This is a genomic window from Polycladidibacter hongkongensis, assembly GCF_001561995.1.
Lineage (GTDB): Bacteria > Pseudomonadota > Alphaproteobacteria > Rhizobiales > Stappiaceae > Pseudovibrio > Pseudovibrio hongkongensis.
Genome location: NZ_LLWC01000008.1, coordinates 202,349 through 220,366 on the forward strand (window position 1 = coordinate 202,349; position 18,018 = coordinate 220,366).

Below are 18,018 nucleotides of genomic sequence, written 5' to 3' on the forward strand. Positions count from 1 at the left end.
AATATCGCGGCGTACCTGCGACGCGACAAATCCCGTCAATTGATTGCAGAGCAGACTTTACGCCGCTGCTGTGCGCATGTCACGCTCACGCTGAATGATTTCCGAAGCTAATCGCAAATACGCCTGCGACCCAGAGCACTTTAGATCATAGAGTAAAGCCGGTTTTCCATAGCTCGGCGCTTCGGAAACACGTACATTTCGCGGAATAACCGTATCATAAACGGTGTCTCCCATTGTATCGCGCACATCCTGAACCACCTGCTCGGAGAGATTATTTCGGCTATCGTACATCGTCAAAACGATACCGTGAATGCTCAGTTCCGGATTAAGCGAATGCTTCACTTGCTCCACGGTGTTTAACAACTGGCTTAAGCCCTCAAGCGCAAAAAACTCGCATTGCAGCGGAACAAGAATGCTGTGCGATGCACTAAGAGCATTGATGGTCAACAAGTTCAGCGAAGGTGGACAATCAAGCAGGATATAGGAAAAACCTTCCTCCCCAGCCATCTGGCTTGTCTTGATCAAACCCGTGATCGCATTGCGCATACGGAATGTCCGATCAGCTGCACCAGAGATTTCCAGCTCGACACCCAGCAAATCCATAGTGGAAGGAGCCACCCAAAGGCGAGGCACAGCCGTTTCCATCACCGCTTGCTCAAGGCTGCAATCAGCGCACATGACATCATAGGTCGAAAATTCGCGATCTTGTCGCTCAATTCCCAAACCTGTAGAGGCGTTACCCTGCGGATCAAGATCAATGATTAATACACGCTCGCCTATTGCGGCCAGCGCAGTTCCTAAATTAATTGCAGTCGTTGTTTTACCAACACCACCCTTTTGGTTAGCAATGGTAAGAACACGCGGAGACTGTGGTAGTATGCTCATCCGACAAACCTCTACTTGGTTGCGCGCACGTCCATCCGATCAATTATCAAAACGCGGCTAAGCGGATCTATGAGGCTCTTGTTTTCTATCAGATTGAGCTCATAGAATGCAGAGGCCTCTGCGACCTCACGCTCAAAATCTTTGCCTTTGTGGAAAACAGCTTTTGCTCCACGAGAGATAAACGCATGTGAAAAATCACAGAGCATTATCAAGTTTGCGAGTGCTCTTGCGGATACTCCGTCGATAGGATCTTGCCAGCCTTCTGTGACGGATTCAATGCGGCCAGCATGAACCATAACATTTGTGCCTGTTTCTCTGGCAACGGTACGTAAAAAAGCGGCCTTACGCTGATTGCTTTCAACCAGATGCACGCAAGCCCCCTCTTTACCTTTAAGGAGTATAGCAGTCACAAGCCCCGGAAACCCTGCCCCGCTGCCAAAATCAATCCACCGGAGCGCTTCCGGCATTGCACGCTGGATCTGCATTGAGTCAGCGATGTGCCGAAGCCAAATCTCGCCCATCGTCGAAGGCGCAATCAAATTCTGGGCAGGTTGCCATTTCCGAACCAACCCAACATAGGTTGCTAGGTCTGAAAACGTTTCACGTGAAACATCCGGGTATAATTTCTGGACAACTTCAATCTGCGTATCATCATCCTGCGCAAAATCACTAGTCATTTAAGCAGCATCCACCTTTTCCGTGCCCGTGCGGCGAATATGAGAAAGCAGCAACGTCAGCGCCGCTGGCGTAATCCCGTCAATTCGAGAAGCTTGGCCAATAGTTGCCGGACGCACCGCCTCCAACTTCTGGCGTAACTCATTCGATAGACCCGCCAACCTATTGTAATCAAGGCTCGCAGGAATACGCAGTTCTTCATCGCGGCGCAGCGCCTCTACATCCGCCGCCTGCCGTTCAAGGTAAACCGCATAAAGCGCATCAATTGCCACCTGCTCAGCGATACCGCGGTCGAGTTCCTGCAGCTCGGGAAACACCTCGCACAACTGGTCTAGACTAATGTTTGGATAGGAAAGTAGGTCAAACACCGAGCGCCGTTGTCCATCCTGATTGATTGGCAACCCACGCTTGCGCCCATCATTAGGCAAAATAGAGAGCCGTTGCATAAGCTCTTTTGTTTCTGCTAGCGCCCGCTGCTTCTCCGCAAAAGCATTAGAGCGAACCTCACCAATAAGCCCCCAACTCTCACCAAGCTTGGTCAAACGTTGGTCTGCATTGTCAGCCCGCAGCATCAAACGATACTCTGCCCGTGAGGTAAACATTCGGTATGGCTCGCTCACGCCACGTGTAACCAAATCATCAATCATCACACCGATGTAGGCATCAGCGCGACCAACAATGATCGCCTCTTCGCCCTTCGCTTGCCGTGCAGCATTCAACCCCGCGACAAGTCCTTGCGCCCCCGCTTCTTCATAGCCGGTAGTCCCATTAATCTGACCCGCTAGGAAAAGGCCACGCTGTTTCTTCAGTTCCAGTGTTGGCAATAGTTCTGTGGGGTCGATGTGATCATACTCAATGGCATAGGCGGGTTTAAACACCTCAACCTTCTCTAATCCTGGTATCGTTCTCAAAAAATCGAGCTGAACATCTTCTGGAAGCGAGGTAGAAATTCCATTCGGGTAAACGCTGTCCGTGTCGCGTCCCTCTGGCTCAAGAAAGACTTGGTGTCCATCACGATCGCCAAAGCGCACAATCTTGTCTTCAATAGAAGGGCAATAGCGCGGTCCCCGCCCCTTGATCTCACCGGAATACATAGCCGAGCGATGCAGATTATCACGAATAATCTGATGCGTCTCAGGCGTTGTGCGCGTGATGTAGCATGGCACTTGATCTGTCGTAACAGCGCTGTTCAGGTAAGAAAACGGCTTGGGATCATCGTCTCCCGGCTGCTGCGCCAGGCTATCCCAATCGATGGTGCGACCATCAAGCCGTGCCGGCGTACCAGTTTTCAACCGCCCTAGCCGCAGCCCCATTTCCTCAAGGCTCTCTGACAAACCAAGCGCAGGCGCGTCACCATCTCGGCCCGCAGGAATCTTCTTGTCACCAATATGGATCAACCCGCGTAGGAATGTACCTGTGGTCAGTACAATTTGCCCACAGCCGAGCTTGCGCCCATCAGCCAGCTCAAGCCCAAGCAATTCCCCTTCAGCAGAACGGAGGATCTTGTGCCCTTCCCCTTCTACGACTTCGAGGTTTTTAATCGCCTTGATCTCGCGCTGCATAGCTTCCAGATACAACCGTCGATCCGCCTGCGCCCGCGGTCCTTGCACAGCCGGCCCCTTGCGCCGGTTTAGCATGCGAAACTGAATACCGCCGGCATCGGCCACGCGGCCCATCAACCCATCAAGCGCATCGATCTCTTTTACAAGATGCCCCTTCCCCAAGCCGCCAATCGCGGGGTTACAAGACATCACGCCGATAGTTTCAAACTTATGTGTTACGAGAGCTACGCACCCGCCGATGCGCGCTGCTGCCGCAGCCGCTTCACAACCTGCGTGGCCGCCACCAACGACAATCACATCGAAAGTGTCGTTAAACATTTCAGACATTGCTGACCTGCTGTTTCTACCTGCTCAAGCGGAGTACTCACACTACAGTGTTTTCATTTCATCCGCGAGCTATATGGGGTTAATCGCTTATTACCACCTCAATACAACAGCTCTGTCTCTTGGTCAAAGAAAACACAGGGGCAAAATCTATTTCGGGCGAAACTACCGTACTTGGTAAAAAAAATGCCGCCACTCTTTCTATCAAGAGCAGCGGCAAAAAGCATTTCCACTGTAATATTCAGGTTCATCAACATCAGCAATGAAAACGTTTCACGTGAAACACTCGGTCTATTTACCAATGCAAAAATCATGAAAAATCACATCAAGAAGATCTTCAACATCGATCCTGCCGGTAATTCGCCCAAGCTGATGTGAGGCCAAACGTAAATCCTCTGAACGCAATTCGATAGGCATATGCGCCGCATCCCGCGCGCGCTTTAGATCTCGCAGGCATTGCTGTAGCGCAACCCGATAGCGTTCGCGTGTTATGACTGGATTCTCAAGCAATCCAATACTTTGCTGTGCAAACTCCTCAAGCGCACCGAGCAGCTCATCCATCCCCCTTTCGGCATTTACCGAGCAGCTGATGGTTTTCTCAACCCGGGGATCACTCGGATATCCCCCCTTCTCCATATCTGCCTTTGTGTGAAGTTGCCAAACCTGCCCTGAAGAACCAATACCATCCGGCAATGCTTGCTCCTGTAAATCGGGAGCCACGCTCCATAAGACCAAATCAGCGCCTTGAGCGTGCTGGAGCGCACGTCGAATTCCCTCTTGCTCCACAAGTCCCTCAGTTTCTCGCAGCCCCGCTGTATCCACCAAAGTCACAGGATAACCCGCCAAGTCCAGATGCACTTCCAACACATCGCGTGTGGTTCCAGCTTCCGGCGTGACAATAGCTACATCCCGCTTTGCCAGCTGGTTCATCAAGCTGGATTTCCCCGCATTAGGTGCGCCAAGTAAGACAACCTGTAGACCGGAACGCAGCCGTTCCCCCCGCCTGGCATCGGCAAGGTGAGCTTCGATTTCGCCAATCAAACGGGCAACCCGTTCCCACACTTCCGCCGCAACGGAGTCCGGTACATCTTCTTCATCGGGGAAATCGAGCTCGGCCTCGATAAACGCGCGGCAGCGAACCAATGTCTCGCGCCATCCTTCATAGAGCACACCCAAGGCACCAGACATTTGGCGTTGCGCTTGGCGCCGCTGCGCATCGGTTTCCGCATCAATTAGATCGGCAAGCCCTTCGACCTCGGTCAAATCCAACTTGTTATTATGGAAGGCACGGCGTGTGAATTCTCCCTGCTCCGCCGGACGGCATCCCTCAAAACGTCCAAGGCACTCAAGAACCGCGGCCACAACTGCACGCCCACCATGGCAATGGAGTTCAACAGTGTCCTCACCCGTAAAACTATTTGGCCCCTCAAACCACAACACCAAAGCATGATCGAGAACTGAACCATCTGCAGGATCGTAGATCTTTTTTAAAACGGATTCACGTGAAACAGGCATGCGGCCATTCACCAAAGCCCGGAGAATTTTGCCCGCTCTTGAACCCGATAAACGGATAACAGCTACGCCCGATGGCAGCGCCCCACTTGAAAGCGCGTAAATGGTTTCTTGTGCAAGTGCAGTTTGGGCAGACGTATGGGGCATTTTTCATCTCTTATCGCAGTGCGGCGGAACCCGCACGAAGCTATTTCTGCGAAGAACAATAGCTCCTTGTGGATTCACGTGAAACACCCTGTTTTTCGTTTCCGCTGAAATTTCCAACGTAATTCAGAGAGCGGGACGTTAACCTTTCGTTAATAACCTAACCTTTGAAAAGTCACTGGAGCGTAACCGGTAAAGCACATGCGAGCGCAATGGGTGCTCCTTTTCAAGCATTGGCATTTCAAAGTCATCAGCGGCAGAATAGCTCATCCCAAGCTTTTCCATCACACGCTGCGATTTTTTGTTCCCCTTCGCGGTAAAGGCGACAATCTCTTCAAGGCCCAGATGATTAAATCCGTATTCGAGCCAAGCGTTCGCCGCTTCAACTGCAATCCCCTTCCCCCAGCAGGAACGCTTTAACCGCCAGCCAATTTCTACGCAGGGGCCAAAATGCAGCTGATCCTGATAACGAGGAACGTTTAAACCGACAAAGCCGAACGGCTCTCCACTTCGCTTATCAGCGACAACCTCAAAGCAATAACCATTTTTTTCTGCCAATTCGTTCATGCGCCCCATCATTTCCTCTGTCTCTTGTCGTGACATAACAGAGGGAAAGAACTCCATGACTTCAGGGTCGCTACACATCTCATAGAAGCAATCAATATCGCTATCTTTAATAGCTCGCAGCAAAAGGCGATCTGTCTGTATTTCCGGAACACGCATTTTAAAATCTCCAAATAAAAAGCCCCGGCAGTTTCCCGCCGAGGCAAAAACGTTAGCATTGCGAAACTATCGTTTCAATCTGCTGGTCGTTACGTGTTCATTGAATCGAAGAAGTCGTCGTTAGACTTGGTCTGCCGCAGCTTATCAATAAGGAACTCGGCAGCATCAACGGTACCCATCGGATTGAGAATCCGGCGCAATACGAAGGTCTTCTTGAGTTTATCAGCAGGCACGAGCAGCTCTTCCTTACGTGTACCAGAGCGCTGAATATCAACTGCCGGGAACACACGTTTATCAGAGATCTTACGATCAAGAATAATCTCGGAGTTACCAGTTCCTTTGAATTCTTCAAAGATAACTTCATCCATGCGGCTGCCGGTGTCGATCAGGGCTGTCGCGATAATCGTCAATGAACCGCCTTCTTCGATATTACGTGCCGCACCAAAGAAGCGCTTAGGACGCTGCAATGCATTCGCATCAACACCACCGGTAAGAACCTTACCGGAAGACGGAACCACCGTGTTATAGGCGCGGCCTAGGCGGGTGATACTATCCAGCAGAATGACAACATCACGGCCATGCTCAACAAGGCGCTTCGCCTTCTCGATAACCATTTCCGCCACCTGAACATGTCGCGCTGCAGGTTCGTCAAAAGTGGAAGAAACCACTTCGCCGTTCACCGTGCGCTGCATGTCAGTCACCTCTTCCGGGCGCTCATCAATCAGAAGAACGATGAGATAACACTCTGGATGATTAGTTGTGATTGACTTTGCGATGTTCTGCAAAAAGACAGTCTTACCCGTACGCGGCGGCGCGGTAATCAGCGCACGCTGCCCCTTACCTAGCGGCGCGACAAGATCAATGATCCGCGGCGAGATGTCTTTTGATGTCGGATTTTCGATTTCCAGATTAAAGCGCTCATCAGGATAAAGCGGTGTCAGGTTATCAAAGTGAACTTTATGTCGAGCCTTTTCCGGCTCTTCAAAATTGATTTTGTTGACCTTCAGCAGCGCAAAATAACGCTCGCCTTCCTTTGGGCTACGGATCTGCCCTTCTACAGTGTCACCGGTGCGTAAGGAGAAGCGGCGGATCTGCGAAGGCGAAACGTAAATATCGTCCGGCCCTGGAAGGTAGTTGGCATCAGGAGATCGAAGGAAGGCAAATCCGTCCTGCAAAACTTCTACAACGCCTTCACCAATAATTTCGACGTCTTGTTCTGCCAGACGCTTCAAAATTGCAAACATAAGTTCCTGTTTGCGCAGTGTACTGGCATTCTCCACTTCATGCTCTTCCGCAATCGCAAGAAGTTCAGTGGGTGTTTTAGCTTTTAAATCTTTGAGTTTCATTTCCCGCATAAAAGGGATCGATCTCTCTATTGGTTCTGTACTTGATGTTGTTTCAGTCAAGACTAGAAGAACTCAAATTGTTAAGGGAGAGGAGTGACTAAGCTAAGGATGCTAGAGAAGGAGATTAAATTCAATCCAGCAGGACCGTCGCTCAATCACGACTAAGTGAGGTTGGCGGGAACATACCCCCTCACGCGGCGAAGGGCAAGCCCAAATTCACTGCGTTACAGTTTTGATTTTTGAAATAAATGAAAAATTTTTAAACTTAAAAAGGTTTGAATATTACAAAATAGACAATGAAGAGCATGAGCAGCGTCGGGACCTCGTTAAAGATCCGGTAAAACCGTTCGCTATGTTTGTTTGCATCATTTGCAAAATCGCGGAGATACCGAGCAATAAAGCCCTGATAACCGGTTAGGGCCACAACAAAAAGCATCTTTGCATGAAACCAAGGGTCTAAAAACGCGTCAAGTTCATAGGCGGTCCATAACCCGAAAACATAGGAGGAAACCATAGCAGGGCTAATGATCGCCTTGTACAATCTGCGTTCCATGATTTTAAAAGTTTCACTCTTGTCTGAACCTATTTCAGCACTTGTGTGATAGACAAAAAGGCGAGGAATGTAGAATAGCCCTGCCATCCACGCGATAACAGAAATAATGTGTAGGTATTTAACCCAGCTATATACGTCTTCCATTCGCTCGCCCTTTTCTAATCTAACGAGTTACAACCCTTTTACGCGTTTAACCATCTGCGCTACATGTTCTGGCGAGGTTTGCGGCACAACACCATGACCCAGATTAAAAATATGCGGTCCCTTAGAAAAAATATCGAGACAATAATCGATACCTTCTTCTAGGGCAGTGCCACCGGCGACAAGGCGCATAGGATCCATATTCCCCTGAACTGGTACAATCTGCTGGATTTTCTGCGCAACTTCTGCAGGCACGGTCCAGTCAAGACCAACCGCATCAACTCCAGTTTCTCTTACATAAAGCTCTAGCCGCGAGGAAGAGGCTTTTGGGAAGCCAATTATTTTAGCGTCAGGACGTAGCGCCTTTACACCGGCAACAACTTTTCGTGTCGGTTCCAGGCACCAGAGCTTGAAACCGATATCGTCTAGCACCCCTGCCCACGTATCAAAAATCTGCAGAGCATCCGCACCGGCATCAATCTGGTTCACAAGATATGAAATGGAGGCTTCCACCAACTCATCAATAAACGCTTGCAACAACGCTGGATCGCTATAGGAGCCGATCCTGGCCGCCGTTTGATCCTGAGTGGTATGTCCTGCTACCGAATAGCAAGCAACTGTCCAGGGGGCCCCGCAAAAGCCCAGTAAAGTCGTTTCATCTGGAAGCTCTGCCCGCAATCGTTTCACAGTTGCGATAACTGGCTCTAAATGGCCTTCCACTTTTGCCTGATCAAGCCTGCCGACCACTTCATTTGAAAGAGGTTCCAGAACAGGTCCACGCCCTTCTTCAAAGCGAACTGGATACCCCAGCGCATCTGGGACGACGAATATATCTGAAAAAAGAATGGCTGCATCAAAGCCATAGCGGCGGATCGGTTGAAGTGTAACTTCAGTGGCTAGATCTGTGTTGTAGCAAAAATCGAGGAAATTTGGCGATTTTGCGCGCTCTGCGCGATACTCGGGCAAGTACCTACCCGCTTGTCGCATCATCCAGATTGGAGGGCGTTCGAGTTTTTCGCCGTTTAGTACACGCATAACGGCACGTTCGTTTGATTGCATAGCGCTCGCCTTTTCCCCTGTTCGCTTTAATAGAATCCTCGTTAGAGGAATTTGTTTTTTCTATTAGGGAGTGGATTACAGGGATCCTTCATAACGCACAATCTACCCAAGAATAATCTTTCACGGGAAAAGATCGTTAGGACTCTGGTAAGAATGCATCAACAGGAGTCGATAACGTTTCAAAAGATACGGTATTTCAGATACTTAAAATTTTTCGCGGCTGTGCCCAAATTTGAATTGTGTCTTTGCTAGCCTGTGAATACCTTAAGAATGAAATGTGTAATCCCGGTTTTCCCAATCGTTTCACGAGCAATGTTCAATAAAAACACTTCTGTTGATGGATTTCGAAATTCGGGGAGTAAAAACGCGACGCTTGCCGAATATCCCAGTTTCTCCCATGCGCCGTAACAACCTGAGGATAGTTTCATGGGAAATGAATCTAACTATTTCAATTTACACATGGTTTCCGATTCAACAGGCGAAACATTGATGACCGTTGCACGTGCAACGACCGCGCAATACTCAAACATTGCGCCGGTGGAGCATGTTTATCCGCTCATCAGGCAAGATCGGCAATTGGAGAAGGTTATTGCAGATATCGAGGCAGCACCGGGTATTGTCCTCTACACATTGGTAGAAAGTACATTTGCGCAGAGATTGGAAAAAGCCTGTAAGCATATTCAGGTTCCCTGCGTCAACATTCTTGATCCCGTTCACCAAACCTTGAAATCCTATCTCAATGTCCGGGCAACTTGGCGTGTCGGTGGGCAATATGTTTTAGATGATCACTACTTCCAGCGAATGGAAGCATTGAACTACACCATGATGCATGATGATGGTCAGCTCGCCGATGATTTAGAAGAAGCGGATGTCGTTTTGGTTGGCATTAGTCGAACATCAAAAACCCCGACTTGTATCTATCTGGCAAATCGTGGCTTCAAGGCGGCAAATGTGCCTCTTGTTCCTGATATTGATCCACCAAGATCACTAAAAAGGCTAAGAAATCCGGTTGTTGTTGGCCTATTGGCCTCTGCTGAGCGCATTCGCGATATTCGGCAAAACCGCATTTTAAGCGCGTCACCTGGCGAGCGAAACGAACGCTATGTGGATCGAAAGCTCATTGCTCAGGAGATCGCGATGTGCAAGCGCCTTTGTAAGGAAAACGGGTGGACTATGATAGATGTAACAAGGAAATCCATAGAGGAATCCGCAACCGAAATAATCGAGGTCATGCGGAAAACGCGGATTGAGCGTGGCCTCTCGCCCCTCCCTTGATTTTTGCCCTTTTCCAGTGAACAACTGCCAGAACGACAAAGCGCAACCAACAGGAATACAGGTATATGACAGCATCCCTCATTCTCGCAAGCACGAGCAAAATCAGAGGTGATTTGCTCAAAAATGCCGGCCTAGAGTTTACAGCCATTCCTGCGGATTTGGACGAGCGCGCCATTGAAAAACCTTTAGCCGAAAATGGTGCCTCGCCTGAAGACATCGCGCTAGAACTTGCCAATGCCAAAGCCTTGGCTGTAGCCAAGCAACATCCTGAGGCCTTGGTAGTTGGGGCAGATCAGGTGCTGGCTTTTGAAAACGGGCGCCTCAACAAAGCCAAATCAATGGCCGAAGCGCGTGCGCGCCTTCTGGATTTTTCTGGAAAACCTCACGCGCTGCATTCTTCTGTCGCAGTTGCGCAAGGCGATCAGGTCTTGTTTGCTACAACATCAAGCGCGCATTTGCATGTGCGAGAGTTAAGCGAAACATTTCTGGATTGGTATCTAGCCACTGCAGGAGACCGGATCCTTTCCAGCGTCGGTGCATATCAGCTCGAAGGGCTGGGTATTCAGCTGTTTGAACGGATCGAGGGCGACTATTTTACAATCCTTGGCCTGCCACTTCTTCCGCTTCTTCATTTCTTCCGCGAACAAAAAAGACTGATCCCATGAAAAAAGCAGCCATAACCGGACATCCGGTTAGTCACTCAAAATCTCCGGAAATTCATAGCTATTGGTTAAAACAACTTGGTCTTGAGGGAGAATACGGTCGGGTCGAGGTTTCGCCAAGCACTGCGATGGACTTCTACCAGAGCCTAAAAGACAATGGCTTGGATGGCTGTAATGTTACCATTCCCAATAAGGAAATTGCCTTTGAAGCTGCACAGCACCTTGACGATGCCGCGAAAGCGATTGGTGCAGTGAATACTCTTTGGCTAGATGAAGACGGCGTTCTGTGTGGATCCAATACCGACGGCCTCGGCTTTCTTGGCAATCTTGATCAAGGTTGCCCCGGTTGGGATAACAATGTGAATAAAGCAGTCGTTCTTGGTGCAGGTGGCGCCGCAAGAGCGATCATATGGGCGCTACAGCAGCGCGGCTTCAACAATATCCACATCTGCAATCGGACCTTCGAAAAGTCTAAGGTTTTAGCGGACTATTTCGGAGGAAATGTTTCTGCACAGCCATGGGAAAACCGGTCGACAGATTTAGAAGGAGCCGACTTGCTGGTTAACACTACCGCGCTTGGTATGAAAGGACAGCCAAAGCTCGATATCGCGTTGGATAAGCTGTCGAAAAAAGCTGTAGTGACAGACATCGTCTACACCCCTCTCATGACGGACTTGCTCAAAACCGCAATAGAGCGTGGCAATCCGGTAGTCGATGGCCTTGGAATGCTGTTGCATCAGGCAACCGTTGGTTTTGCGAAATGGTTTGGGCAAATGCCCGAGGTAACGGAAGAACTTCGCCAGCAGACCATTAAATCCATGGATCTTGAAGGATGAAGGTACTTGGCCTAACCGGCTCAATCGGGATGGGAAAATCAACCACCGCCGGCTTGTTTAAAGAAACTGGTGCCGCAGTTTATGATGCGGACGCTGCTGTTCACCAAATCTATGCAGATGAGGCGGTTGCCCCGGTCGCACAAGTCTTCCCAGAAGCACTGGTTGAGGGAAAAATAGATAGGCAGGTGCTTGCTAAATACGTGCTGGGAGATGCCGCCGCACTGGCGCGGCTAGAGGCGATTGTTCACCCACTCGTACAAGCCAAGGAACTGGCATTTTTGGAAAATGCACGCAGGCAAGGGCACGCCTTTGCCGTACTTGATATCCCCCTGTTGCTGGATAAGCCTCAGCCACGCGCCTTAAGTGCAGTTGTCGTTGTTTCCTCGCCACCAGAGCTACAGAAACAACGCGTGCTCGCACGGCCTCACATGAGCCCCGATAAATTTGCAGCAATTCTTGCAAAACAAATGCCCGATGCACAAAAGCGGGCAAAAGCGCACTTTATTGTCGATACATCGCGATCTCTGGCTGATGCGCGCTCGCAAGTCTATGCTATTGTTAGGGCTCTGGGGGGCTATGCTCCTGTAGAGCAAGCCGATAAAAAACAGCGGAACAGCAATGCGTGAAATTTCTTTCGATACCGAAACAACCGGCCTGAACCCTTTGGATGGTGACCGATTGGTTGAAATCGGTGGTGTCGAGCTGATCAATTTTGTGCCCACAGGCCGTGTCTATCATGTCTACATAAATCCAGAGCGAGATATGCCGGAAGAGGCTTATCGCGTTCACGGCTTGTCAGAGGAATTTCTCCGCGACAAACCAAAGTTCGCCGAAGTCGCGCAAGACTTTCTGGACTTCGTAGGTGATGGCCGCTTGGTCATCCATAATGCGCCGTTTGATATGGGTTTTATCAATATGGAGTTGGGCCGAATAGGCAAGTCGCCTATCCCCAATACTCAAGTTCTCGACACGCTGAAAATGGCGCGTCGGAAGTTTCCAACCGGTTCTGCTTCACTTGATGCGCTTTGTAATCGCTTCGGTATCGATAACTCCAAGCGCACCAAACACGGCGCTCTGCTTGATGCGGAATTGCTTGCAGAGGTCTATCTAGAGTTAAATGGCGGCAAGCAAAAAGCCCTCATCCTCGGTGATGATGATACAGATGGCGGTCTTTCTGGTGAAGGTGGCTCTTTTCAGCGCAAACCAGCGATACAACGGCCAAGTCCGCTCCCTTCCCGTCTAAGCGCAGCAGAAGCGGAAGCGCATATCGCCTTTATAAAAGGTATGAAAAGCGAGCCCCTTTGGGCCAAATACATCGAAGAACTCAAAACAGGCGAAGAGACCTCTTGAAACGAAAAGGCTGGCGCTTAGTCAGCCCATAAAGCTCTCGTTTTCTCGCCTCAAAGCATTGAAGGTAAAACTCGATCAGGTGGACGATGACCGTCCATGAATGCCTTAATGTTGATAATAACCTTCTCCCCCATATCAATTCGCCCTTCAATGGTGGCGGAGCCCATATGGGGCAGCAGCACAATATTCTCGTTTTTCACCAGTCGCTCATTCACCGCTGGCTCATACTCAAATACGTCCAGCCCTGCTCCTGCCAGCTCACCGGCTTCGATCTGGCGTATAAGAGCATTCTCATCAACGATCTCGCCACGCGCGGTGTTAACAATGTAAGCGTCAGGCTTCATGAGCTTCAAGCGACGGGCTGAAAGCAAATGGTAAGTGGCAGGTGTATAAGGACAATGGATAGAAACCACATCCATCCGTGCCAACATCTGATCTAGGCTTTCCCAAAAGGTAGCTTCCAGCTCCTCTTCCAGCTCTAGCGGCTCACGTATGCGATTATGATAATGAATGGACATGCCAAAGGCCTTTGCCCGGCGGGCGACGGCTTGCCCGATACGGCCCATGCCAATTATGCCAAGGCGTTTGCCCCAAATTCGGCGGCCAAGCATCCACTGTGGCGACCAGCCTGCCCACTCGCCGTCTTCAATTTTTTTGATACCCTCGGCAAGGCGACGGGGAACAGAGAGGATCAGCGCCATTGTCATGTCCGCTGTATCCTCGGTCATAACACCTGCGGTATTGGTAACGGTGATACCACGATTATTTGCGGTAGCGACATCGATGCTATCGACGCCATTTCCGTAGTTGGCGATTAGCTTCAGGTTCGGGCCAGCTTGAGTCAATATCGAGCTGTCGATCCGGTCAGTCACAGTAGGCACTAACACGTCTGCGGTTTTCACCGCTTCCACAAGTTCTGCCTGACTAAACGGCTTGTCGTGTTCATTCAACCGAGTGTCGAAAAGTTCGCGCATCCGCGTTTCAACAGCTTCAGGCAGTTTTCTTGTCACAACAACCACGGGCTTCTTTTTGGGCATCGTCCCCGCCTTTTGCAAATCGCTTGAGGACTATGCAAGCCCTCGCCAACCCAAGCATGCGCATGATGAATCCGTAAGGGATTGCGCTGCTCCTGTTTCATTAGCAGATGGAACAGCTAAAACAAGTCTTGTAAAATCGAGCTGTTTACACTAGCAGCCATATTCAAGGCTCCCTAACTTAGAAAAAAAATGATAGGGATTAAAACTCTACCAGTTTCCGACGGATTTGGAAGATTTCGGTGCAACAATGCCTAAACTCTTTAGACTAAAGCTGACACAGCTTGTCAGCGCAGTGCTTCTTGCTGGTGCTGTGGTTCTATCTCCACTACAGGCGATAGCACAAACAAAAAAAATCGGCTCAAGCGGCTTTCCGGTTCCCCGCTTTGTAAGCTTGAAATCTGACAAGGTTAATGTGCGTGGTGGCCCGGGCATGGATCACAGCATTGTCTGGACGTTCGTAAAAGTGCGCCTGCCTGTCGAGATCACACAAGAATATGACAACTGGTACAAAATCCGAGATTGGGAAGGCAAATCAGGTTGGGTTTTTAAAACTTTGCTGACAGGCTATCGCTCGGCACTCGTAACACCATGGGAAGACGCGCCGGCGAAAACCCCGCTCCGTCGCCGCCCTGGTCCGAATGAGCCGATTGTGGCTTATCTAGAGCCTTATGTGCTGGCTGGTGTCCTTGAGTGTAAAGATGGCTACTGCCGCATTTCTGGTAAAGATTTTGAGGGTTGGATAGATCAAGAGCGCCTCTTTGGCGTCTACAACGACGAAGAGTTTGAATAAAAAAACGCCGACCCATGGGTCGGCGTTTTTAATGGAGTTTCAACTAAAAAACTCAGTCTGGCTATTCAGCGGAGCGCTTCAGTTTGTCGATTGCTTTCAACTCCTCCAGCCGCGGCATAGAAACAATGTTGTAGCCAGAATCTACAAAATGCACTTCGCCAGTAACTCCGCCAGAAAGATCAGAAAGCAAATAGAGGCCAGAGCCCCCCAGTTGCTCGCTGGTCACTGTTTCCTTGAGCGGTGAATTGACCTGCTGATAGTTGAACATCAACCGGGCATCGGAAACACCAGCGCCTGCCAGAGTCCGTACGGGCCCCGCAGAGAGCGCATTTACACGAATGCCTTGCTCACCATAGTCCATAGCCAAATAACGCACAGAAGCTTCCAGAGCCGCTTTGGCAACGCCCATCACATTGTAGTTTGGCATTACGCTGGTGGCACCGCCGTAGGTCAGTGTCACCATAGAGCCGCCGTTTGTCATTAACTCTGCCGCGCGCTTGGCAACTTCAACAAACGAGAAGCAGGAAATCTGCATGGTTCGCGTAAAGTTGGCGCGGCTAGTATCAGCAAACTTGCCCTTCAGCTCATTCTTGTCAGAAAAAGCAATTGCGTGAACAAGAAAGTCGATAGACCCCCACTGCTCTTTCAGTTTAGCAAATACTGCATCTACACTGTCGATATCTTCCACATCACAGGGCAGCAACAGCTCAGATCCAACGCTTTCAGCAAGCGGTTTTACACGGCGGCCAAATGCATCCCCTTGATAAGTAAACGCAAGCTCTGCGCCTTGATCGGCCAAGGCTTTTGCAACGCTCCAAGCGATCGAGTGATCGTTGGCAACACCCATAATCAGGCCGCGTTTTCCCTTCATCAACTGGTTCATGCACAACTCCTTAAATGAAAGAGCCGGCGAAGCCGGCTCCAAAAACTATTGATTAGTCAGCATACCGTTTGAATACGACAGAGGCATTTGTACCGCCAAAGCCAAATCCGTTGGAAAGCACGCAGTTCAATCCTGCATTATCCACGCGCTCACGCACAATCGGCATATCTGCAAAGTCTGGGTCAATTTCTTCAATGTGAGCCGAAGCTGCAATGAAGTCGCCCTTCATCATCAACAGAGAGTAAATTGCTTCTTGAACGCCGGCAGCGCCCAAAGAGTGCCCGGTCAAAGCCTTAGTCGCGGAGATCGACGGAACTTTATCGCCGAATACTTCGCGAATTGCTTCGATCTCCTTGATATCGCCAACAGGCGTGGAGGTGGCATGCGGATTGATGTAGTCAACTTCGCAATCCACGTCTTTAAGCGCCAGCTTCATGCAGCGCGCCGCGCCTTCACCACTTGGCGCAACCATGTCGTGCCCATCAGATGTTGCGCCATAGCCAACGATTTCCGCATAAATTTTCGCGCCACGAGCCTTTGCGTGCTCCAGCTCTTCCAAAACCAGAACACCGGCACCACCTGCAATAACAAAACCATCACGGTTTTTGTCATAGGGGCGAGAAGCGCTTTCAGGCGTGTCGTTGTACTTGGAAGACATTGCGCCCATCGCGTCAAACAGGTTGGAAAGGCTCCAATCCAGCTCTTCACCACCACCGGCAAACACAACATCCTGCTTACCCCATTGGATCAACTCATAGGCGTTACCAATACAAATGTTGGTGGTCGCACAAGCTGCGGAAATGGAATAGTTTACGCCATGAATTTTGAAAGGAGTTGCCAAAGTTGCAGAGTTGGTAGAGCTCATCGCTTTAGGCACCGCAGTTGGGCCAATGCGCTTAGGGCCTTTTTCACGGGTGATATCAGCAGCTTCAACAATCGCTTTGGTAGAAGGCCCGCCAGAACCCATAATCAGGCCGGTGCGCTCATTGCTTACCACATCTTCGGCTAGACCAGCATCTTCAATTGCTTGCTCCATGGCAATGTAGTTCCAAGCAGATCCTGCCCCCATAAAGCGGGTGGTACGGCGGCCAAGCGCCTCAAATGGATCTAGCGTCGGCGCGCCATGCACCTGACAGCGAAAGCCAAGGTCAGCGTAATCTTTGGCAGCAACAATGCCGGATTTACCTTCGCGCAGGCTTGTTTCAACTTCATCAGCATTGTTGCCGATGGAAGAAACAATACCCATACCGGTGACAACCACTCGTCTCATCAATAGACTCCCGTGGAAATATGCTAAGACCGCGCCAGATGGCGCGGCTTGGCAAGTTACAACAGAACAGGGGCCAAAGCCCCTATGTTTTTAATAGCCTATGGCTGTGCTTACTCTGTTTCGTCTTGAAACAAACCAACACGCAGGTCTTTGGCAACATAGATGGTTTCACCATCTGCCTTAACCCAACCATCAGCGATGCCCAGCTTGAGGCGCGAACGCATAACGCGCTTCAGATCAACGCCATATTCGACTTTCTTGACGCTTGGCGTCACCATGCCGGTGAATTTGATTTCACCAACTGACAATGCGCGGCCACGGCCGGGCTCGCCCAACCAGCCAAGAAAGAAACCCGTCATCTGCCACAGCGCATCAAGGCCGAGACACCCAGGCATTACTGGATCGCCTGGAAAGTGGCAGCCGAAGAACCAAAGGTCGTCACGAATATCCAGCTCGGCGCGAATATGGCCCTTACCATTCTCGCCGCCATCCTCGGAAATCTCGGTAATACGATCAAACATCAGCATTGGAGGGGCTGGCAATTGAGCATTACCTTGGCCAAACAACTCGCCGCGACCGCAAGCAAGGAGATCTTCGTAATCGAAACTGGAACGCCTGTTCTGCATTCTATTCCCGCATTAATTGTAGTTTTCTTTTATGCGCTATTATCTCGGTAAAAATGCACCGGACGCAGCGAAAACTTAGGTTTTAGTACTTTTCTGTCGCGCACTTCCTAGCACAGCCACCGCCACTCCGAAAGGGGACAAAAGCGCAGTTTACTTCCCAAGAATGTGCAAGGTTGCTTTAATCTTACACTATTCCTATTATGTACCGATGAAAATTAGTTAGGTGAGCCTCCTGTTTCAATGGCAATGAGGCGTGGATTTGGTGTGCACCCCCTTTTTTTGCGGGTGAGCCAAATTGTCCACTGTACGTTTTCGTGCTGCAACTTCATATTAGAACAAGTAAAGTTGCCACGGACGGATAACCT

Annotated in this window: 18 protein-coding genes; 6 read left to right on the plus strand and 12 right to left on the minus strand. The window is 50.1% G+C overall.

Translation table 11 applies throughout. The annotated features are described in order from the left end of the window. Window positions 1–57: 57 nt before the first annotated feature. The 8 genes from AYK82_RS02175 to hemE all read right to left on the minus strand — a co-directional run bounded on the left by AYK82_RS02175 (window position 58) and on the right by hemE (window position 8,924). On the minus strand, window positions 58–885 hold the full coding sequence (locus AYK82_RS02175) for a ParA family protein (RefSeq protein ID WP_068310846.1): 828 nt from the start codon (window positions 883–885) through the stop codon (window positions 58–60). 11 nt (window positions 886–896) lie between these two features. After that, entirely contained in the window at window positions 897–1,562 is a 666-nt protein-coding gene (gene rsmG, locus AYK82_RS02180; protein ID WP_068310851.1) for a 16S rRNA (guanine(527)-N(7))-methyltransferase RsmG, read from the minus strand. After that, a complete protein-coding gene (mnmG, locus tag AYK82_RS02185) occupies window positions 1,563–3,449 on the minus strand; it encodes a tRNA uridine-5-carboxymethylaminomethyl(34) synthesis enzyme MnmG (RefSeq protein ID WP_068310853.1) in 1,887 nt (628 codons plus the stop codon). It abuts the gene before it with no gap. Between the two features lie 288 nt (window positions 3,450–3,737). Further along, the gene (mnmE, locus tag AYK82_RS02195) at window positions 3,738–5,105 is read right to left on the minus strand and encodes a tRNA uridine-5-carboxymethylaminomethyl(34) synthesis GTPase MnmE (RefSeq protein WP_068310859.1); all 1,368 of its coding nucleotides are present in this window, start codon (window positions 5,103–5,105) and stop codon (window positions 3,738–3,740) included. A 138-nt stretch (window positions 5,106–5,243) separates the two neighbouring features. Then, window positions 5,244–5,825, minus strand: coding sequence for a GNAT family N-acetyltransferase (locus AYK82_RS02200; RefSeq protein WP_068310862.1), 582 nt, complete (start codon window positions 5,823–5,825; stop codon window positions 5,244–5,246). Window positions 5,826–5,914: 89 nt separating this feature from the next. Then, on the minus strand, window positions 5,915–7,180 hold the full coding sequence (rho, locus tag AYK82_RS02205; RefSeq protein ID WP_068310866.1) for a transcription termination factor Rho: 1,266 nt from the start codon (window positions 7,178–7,180) through the stop codon (window positions 5,915–5,917). A 256-nt stretch (window positions 7,181–7,436) separates the two neighbouring features. After that, the gene (hemJ, locus tag AYK82_RS02210; RefSeq protein WP_068310868.1) at window positions 7,437–7,868 is read right to left on the minus strand and encodes a protoporphyrinogen oxidase HemJ; all 432 of its coding nucleotides are present in this window, start codon (window positions 7,866–7,868) and stop codon (window positions 7,437–7,439) included. A 27-nt stretch (window positions 7,869–7,895) separates the two neighbouring features. After that, window positions 7,896–8,924, minus strand: coding sequence for a uroporphyrinogen decarboxylase (gene hemE, locus AYK82_RS02215; RefSeq protein WP_068310870.1), 1,029 nt, complete (start codon window positions 8,922–8,924; stop codon window positions 7,896–7,898). A 426-nt stretch (window positions 8,925–9,350) separates the two neighbouring features. Here hemE and AYK82_RS02220 point away from each other — a divergent pair, with 426 nt between their 5' ends. The 5 genes from AYK82_RS02220 (at window position 9,351) to dnaQ (ending at window position 13,047) form a co-directional block, all read left to right on the plus strand. Further along, window positions 9,351–10,199, plus strand: coding sequence for a pyruvate, water dikinase regulatory protein (locus tag AYK82_RS02220; protein ID WP_082733681.1), 849 nt, complete (start codon window positions 9,351–9,353; stop codon window positions 10,197–10,199). A gap of 65 nt (window positions 10,200–10,264) precedes the next feature. Continuing rightward, a complete protein-coding gene (locus AYK82_RS02225; protein WP_068310874.1) occupies window positions 10,265–10,864 on the plus strand; it encodes a Maf family protein in 600 nt (199 codons plus the stop codon). Beyond that, a complete protein-coding gene (locus AYK82_RS02230) occupies window positions 10,861–11,697 on the plus strand; it encodes a shikimate dehydrogenase (RefSeq protein ID WP_068310875.1) in 837 nt (278 codons plus the stop codon). The genes AYK82_RS02225 and AYK82_RS02230 overlap by 4 nt, the downstream gene beginning before the upstream one ends. Next, window positions 11,694–12,323 carry a dephospho-CoA kinase gene (coaE, locus tag AYK82_RS02235; protein WP_068310878.1) on the plus strand — a complete coding sequence of 210 codons (630 nt, stop codon included), beginning with the start codon at window positions 11,694–11,696 and terminating at the stop codon, window positions 12,321–12,323. The genes AYK82_RS02230 and coaE overlap by 4 nt, the downstream gene beginning before the upstream one ends. Continuing rightward, entirely contained in the window at window positions 12,316–13,047 is a 732-nt protein-coding gene (dnaQ, locus tag AYK82_RS02240; RefSeq protein ID WP_068310881.1) for a DNA polymerase III subunit epsilon, read from the plus strand. The genes coaE and dnaQ overlap by 8 nt, the downstream gene beginning before the upstream one ends. 50 nt (window positions 13,048–13,097) lie before the next feature. On the opposite strand, the gene AYK82_RS02245 is transcribed toward dnaQ, so the two are convergent. After that, window positions 13,098–14,084: a 2-hydroxyacid dehydrogenase gene (locus AYK82_RS02245; RefSeq protein ID WP_068310884.1), complete on the minus strand. Its 987-nt coding sequence runs from the start codon at window positions 14,082–14,084 to the stop codon at window positions 13,098–13,100. Window positions 14,085–14,331: 247 nt separating this feature from the next. Between AYK82_RS02245 and AYK82_RS02250 the strand changes: the two genes are divergently transcribed. Beyond that, window positions 14,332–14,874 carry an SH3 domain-containing protein gene (locus tag AYK82_RS02250; RefSeq protein WP_068310886.1) on the plus strand — a complete coding sequence of 181 codons (543 nt, stop codon included), beginning with the start codon at window positions 14,332–14,334 and terminating at the stop codon, window positions 14,872–14,874. A 61-nt stretch (window positions 14,875–14,935) separates the two neighbouring features. On the opposite strand, the gene fabI is transcribed toward AYK82_RS02250, so the two are convergent. From fabI to fabA, 3 genes are all read right to left on the minus strand, one after another. Continuing rightward, window positions 14,936–15,757, minus strand: coding sequence for an enoyl-ACP reductase FabI (gene fabI, locus AYK82_RS02255; protein WP_068310889.1), 822 nt, complete (start codon window positions 15,755–15,757; stop codon window positions 14,936–14,938). A gap of 52 nt (window positions 15,758–15,809) precedes the next feature. Beyond that, window positions 15,810–17,027 (minus strand): beta-ketoacyl-ACP synthase I, encoded by a 1,218-nt coding sequence (fabB, locus tag AYK82_RS02260; protein ID WP_068310892.1) that lies wholly within the window; start codon window positions 17,025–17,027, stop codon window positions 15,810–15,812. Window positions 17,028–17,137: 110 nt separating this feature from the next. Continuing rightward, window positions 17,138–17,653, minus strand: coding sequence for a bifunctional 3-hydroxydecanoyl-ACP dehydratase/trans-2-decenoyl-ACP isomerase (gene fabA / locus AYK82_RS02265; protein WP_068310895.1), 516 nt, complete (start codon window positions 17,651–17,653; stop codon window positions 17,138–17,140). Window positions 17,654–18,018 lie beyond the last annotated feature (365 nt).

What these genes read in the sequence shown, in the direction of transcription:
- AYK82_RS02175 (WP_068310846.1), bottom strand. Translation starts at nt 885, where the DNA reads ATGAGCATACTACCACAGTCTCCGCGTGTTCTTACCATTGCTAACCAA.
- rsmG (WP_068310851.1), bottom strand. Translation starts at nt 1,562, where the DNA reads ATGACTAGTGATTTTGCGCAGGATGATGATACGCAGATTGAAGTTGTC.
- mnmG (WP_068310853.1), bottom strand. Translation starts at nt 3,449, where the DNA reads ATGTCTGAAATGTTTAACGACACTTTCGATGTGATTGTCGTTGGTGGC.
- mnmE (WP_068310859.1), bottom strand. Translation starts at nt 5,105, where the DNA reads ATGCCCCATACGTCTGCCCAAACTGCACTTGCACAAGAAACCATTTAC.
- AYK82_RS02200 (WP_068310862.1), bottom strand. Translation starts at nt 5,825, where the DNA reads ATGCGTGTTCCGGAAATACAGACAGATCGCCTTTTGCTGCGAGCTATT.
- rho (WP_068310866.1), bottom strand. Translation starts at nt 7,180, where the DNA reads ATGCGGGAAATGAAACTCAAAGATTTAAAAGCTAAAACACCCACTGAA.
- hemJ (WP_068310868.1), bottom strand. Translation starts at nt 7,868, where the DNA reads ATGGAAGACGTATATAGCTGGGTTAAATACCTACACATTATTTCTGTT.
- hemE (WP_068310870.1), bottom strand. Translation starts at nt 8,924, where the DNA reads ATGCAATCAAACGAACGTGCCGTTATGCGTGTACTAAACGGCGAAAAA.
- AYK82_RS02220 (WP_082733681.1), top strand. Translation starts at nt 9,351, where the DNA reads ATGGGAAATGAATCTAACTATTTCAATTTACACATGGTTTCCGATTCA.
- AYK82_RS02225 (WP_068310874.1), top strand. Translation starts at nt 10,265, where the DNA reads ATGACAGCATCCCTCATTCTCGCAAGCACGAGCAAAATCAGAGGTGAT.
- AYK82_RS02230 (WP_068310875.1), top strand. Translation starts at nt 10,861, where the DNA reads ATGAAAAAAGCAGCCATAACCGGACATCCGGTTAGTCACTCAAAATCT.
- coaE (WP_068310878.1), top strand. Translation starts at nt 11,694, where the DNA reads ATGAAGGTACTTGGCCTAACCGGCTCAATCGGGATGGGAAAATCAACC.
- dnaQ (WP_068310881.1), top strand. Translation starts at nt 12,316, where the DNA reads ATGCGTGAAATTTCTTTCGATACCGAAACAACCGGCCTGAACCCTTTG.
- AYK82_RS02245 (WP_068310884.1), bottom strand. Translation starts at nt 14,084, where the DNA reads ATGCCCAAAAAGAAGCCCGTGGTTGTTGTGACAAGAAAACTGCCTGAA.
- AYK82_RS02250 (WP_068310886.1), top strand. Translation starts at nt 14,332, where the DNA reads ATGCCTAAACTCTTTAGACTAAAGCTGACACAGCTTGTCAGCGCAGTG.
- fabI (WP_068310889.1), bottom strand. Translation starts at nt 15,757, where the DNA reads ATGAACCAGTTGATGAAGGGAAAACGCGGCCTGATTATGGGTGTTGCC.
- fabB (WP_068310892.1), bottom strand. Translation starts at nt 17,027, where the DNA reads ATGAGACGAGTGGTTGTCACCGGTATGGGTATTGTTTCTTCCATCGGC.
- fabA (WP_068310895.1), bottom strand. Translation starts at nt 17,653, where the DNA reads ATGCAGAACAGGCGTTCCAGTTTCGATTACGAAGATCTCCTTGCTTGC.